This is a genomic window from Escherichia sp. HH41S, from assembly GCF_009820115.1.
Taxonomy (GTDB): Bacteria; Pseudomonadota; Gammaproteobacteria; order Enterobacterales; family Enterobacteriaceae; genus Escherichia; species Escherichia coli_F.
In genome coordinates, this window is record NZ_VNXE01000096.1 from 1 (window position 1) to 3,552 (window position 3,552).

Annotated in this window: 1 protein-coding gene; it reads left to right on the forward strand. The window is 50.9% G+C overall.

The features are described 5' to 3' along the window. A partial coding sequence (ypjA, locus tag FQZ95_RS19170; protein ID WP_160530526.1) for an adhesin-like autotransporter YpjA/EhaD occupies positions 1–3,552 on the forward strand: 3,552 nt, incomplete at both ends.

Consider the following 3,552-nt stretch of genomic DNA (forward strand, 5'->3'; position numbering starts at 1 on the left):
ATATGGTTCGGCAAACAAGACGGTTATTAAAGATAAAGGAACAATGTCAGTTTTAACGAATGCTAAAGCTGATGCGACCCGAATAGATAATGGCGGCGTTATGGATGTTGCCGGAAACGCGACAAATACCATAATTAATGGTGGCACACAGAATATTAATAATCATGGTATTGCCACGGGCACCAATATCAACAGTGGAACGCAAAATATCAAGAGCGGCGGGAAAGCTGACACGACAAATATTTCCTCCGGGAGCCGGCAGGTTGTTGAGAAAGATGGTACGGCAACTGGCAGCAATATTAGCGCCGGAGGCTCGCTGATTGTCTATACCGGTGGTATCGCACATGGGGTTAACCAGGAGACGGGCAGTGCTTTAGTTGCCAACACGGGCGCAGGGACTGATATCGAAGGATACAACAAACTCTCTCACTTCACTATTACCGGAGGTGAGGCTAATTATGTTGTGCTGGAAAATACCGGCGAACTGACGGTAGTGGCTAAAACCACGGCGAAAAATACTACCGTTGATGCTGGCGGTAAGCTGATTGTCCAGAAGGAGGCTAAAACAGATACCACCAGACTTAATAATGGTGGCGTTCTGGAGGTTCAGGACGGTGGTGAGGCTAAGCATGTTGAGCAACAATCCGGCGGCGCATTAATTGCTTCCACGACTTCCGGAACACTTATCGAAGGAACCAACAGTTTTGGTGATGCTTTCTACATCAGGAATTCAGAAGCTAAAAATGTAGTGCTGGAAAACGCTGGCTCATTAACAGTCGTTACTGGTTCCCGGGCAGTTGATACGATTATTAATGCCAACGGCAAAATGGATGTTTATGGAAAAGATGTTGGCACTGTACTCAATAGTGCGGGCACCCAAACAATATATGCCAGTGCCACTTCTGATAAAGCAAATATCAAAGGTGGCAAGCAAACGGTATATGGTTTAGCCACTGAGGCAAATATCGAAAGTGGTGAACAAATTGTTGATGGTGGGTCAACAGATAAAACGCACATCAAAGGCGGCACGCAAACCGTTCAGAATTATGGTAAGGCGATCAATACCGATATCGTCTCTGGCCTGCAACAAATTATGGCAAACGGGACAACGGAAGGTTCCATTATTAATGGCGGTTCACAGGTAGTTAATGAGGGCGGTCTGGCTGAAAACTCGGTACTTAATGACGGCGGCACACTCGATGTGCGGGAGAAAGGCAGCGCTACGGGGATACAGCAGAGTAGCCAGGGCGCGCTGGTGGCAACCACCAGGGCGACGCGGGTCACAGGGACACGCGCTGATGGCGTCGCGTTCAGCATCGAGCAGGATGCGGCGAACAATATCCTGCTGGCAAATGGCGGCGTGTTAACCGTGGAGTCAGACACCACTTCCGCCAAAACACAGGTCAATGCGGGCGGACGGGAGATCGTCAAAACAAAAGCCACTGCGACTGGCACGATGCTTACCGGCGGTGAACAAATCGTCGAGGGTGTGGCGAATGAGACAACGATTAACGACGGCGGAATACAAACAGTTTCGGCTAACGGTGAGGCAGTAAAAACAACGATTAATGAAGGCGGTACGCTGACAGTCAACGATAATGGCAAAGCGACAGATATCATCCAGAACAGCGGTGCCGCTCTCCAGACGAGCACGGCTAACGGTATTGAAATCAGCGGTACTCACCAGTACGGCACCTTTTCCATTGCCGGAAATTTAGCGACCAATGTGCTGCTGGAAAATGGCGGTAATTTATTGGTATTAGCAGGTACCGAAGCTCGCGATTCCACGGTTGGCAACGGTGGGGCAATGCAAAACCTGGGTCAGGACTTCGCCACAAAGGTTAATTCCGGTGGGCAATATACCCTTGGTCGGTCAAAAGATGAGTTTCAGGCTCTGGCCCGGGCAGAAGATCTACAGGTCGCTGGCGGGACGGCAATCGTCTACGCAGGTACGCTGGCGGATGCATCGGTCAGTGGCGCGACAGGAAGCCTGTCGTTAATGACGCCACGGGATAATGTTACGCCAGTTAAACTTGAAGGGGTGGTCCGGATTACCGATAGCGCGACATTAACTATCGGAAATGGCGTCGATACGACGCTTGCCGACCTGACGGCTGCCAGCCGGGGCAATGTCTGGCTTAACAGCAATAATTCCTGTGCAGGCACCAGCAACTGCGAATATAGAGTAAACAGTTTGCTCCTCAACGACGGTGATGTTTATTTATCAGCACAAACAGCAGCGCCTGCCACAACTAACGGTATCTACAATACGCTGACCACCAGTGAACTTTCCGGCAGCGGTAATTTCTACCTGCATACCAACGTTGCAGGCTCCCGGGGCGATCAACTGGTCGTCAACAACAACGCCACTGGCAATTTTAAAATCTTTGTTCAGGATACCGGCGTCAGCCCTCAGTCTGACGACGCGATGACGCTGGTGAAAACAGGGGGAGGGGATGCTTCGTTTACGCTGGGTAATACCGGCGGTTTCGTTGATCTTGGGACCTATGAGTATGTCCTGAAAAGCGACGGCAACAGCAACTGGAACCTGACCAATGATGTCAAACCCAACCCGGACCCCAACCCAAATCCGAAACCGGATCCAAAACCAGACCCAAAACCGGATCCGAAACCAGACCCGACTCCCGATCCAACGCCGACACCCGTCCCGGAGAAACGCATCACGCCTTCTACGGCAGCCGTACTCAATATGGCAGCAACATTACCGTTGGTCTTTGATGCTGAGCTAAACAGTATTCGCGAGCGGTTGAACATAATGAAAGCGAGTCCACACAACAATAATGTCTGGGGGACGACGTATAACACCCGTAATAATGTCACCACCGATGCGGGTGCCGGGTTTGAGCAGACGCTGACCGGAATGACGGTGGGGATCGATAGCCGTAATGGTATTCCTGAGGGGATTGCGACGCTGGGCGCTTTTATGGGTTATTCCCATTCACATATCGGTTTTGATCGTGGAGGACATGGCAGTGTGGGCAGTTATTCTCTGGGGGGCTATGTCAGCTGGGAACATGAAAGTGGTTTCTATCTGGACGGTATCGTGAAGCTGAACCGCTTTGAAAGTAACGTAGCCGGTAAAATGAGCAGCGGTGGAGCCGCCAACGGCAGTTATCGCAGCAACGGGCTGGGCGGTCACATTGAAACCGGGATGCGATTTACCGATGGTAACTGGAACCTGACGCCGTATGCATCGTTAACGGGGTTCACCGCTGATAACCCCGAATATCATTTATCCAATGGTATGGAATCGAAATCAGTCGATACCCGCAGTATATATCGTGAACTGGGCGCAACGCTGAGTTACAACATGCGTCTGGGGAACGGCATGGAAGTTGAGCCGTGGCTGAAGGCGGCTGTGCGCAAAGAATTTGTCGATGATAACCGGGTGAAAGTGAATAATGACGGTAATTTTGTCAATGATTTGTCGGGCAGACGTGGAATATACCAGGCAGGTATTAAAGCCTCATTCAGCAGTTCGTTAAGCGGGCATCTCGGGGTGGGGTATAGCCATGGTGCCGGTGTGGAATC